The sequence below is a fragment of the Corynebacterium sp. HMSC077D03 genome (assembly GCF_001808545.1).
Classification (GTDB): Bacteria; Actinomycetota; Actinomycetes; order Mycobacteriales; family Mycobacteriaceae; genus Corynebacterium; species Corynebacterium simulans.
In genome coordinates, this window is record NZ_KV793702.1 from 1 (window position 1) to 359 (window position 359).

At 55.4% G+C, this 359-nt stretch carries 1 protein-coding gene; it reads left to right on the top strand.

Features of this window, described 5'->3' with window-relative positions; genetic code table 11:
- Positions 1-359 (top strand): DDE-type integrase/transposase/recombinase (locus tag HMPREF2888_RS10025; protein WP_141744859.1); only part of this gene is annotated, 359 nt, incomplete at both ends.

The window sequence follows — 359 nt, forward strand, 5'->3', positions numbered from 1 at the left end:
GAAAGGCTTTGTGTACGCCGCGTTTGTCACCGACGTTTACTCCCGCCGGATCGTTGGGTGGGCGTTATCAGACTCAATGCGGACTGAAGCACTGCCGCTGCAAGCTCTCAACCAAGCGATCGTGTGTGCTGAGGAAACAACAGGTCTCATTCACCATTCGGATCACGGGTCCCAGTACGTCAGCGTGGTCTACAACGAGCGACTAGCCCAGCACGGTATTGCCGCTTCCACTGGGACGGTTGGCGACTCCTACGACAATGCTCTTGCTGAAAACGTAAACGGCTCCTACAAGAACGAGCTAATCCATACTCGCAGGTGGGATGATGCTGTCGAGGTAGAAATCGCGACGTTCGAGTGGG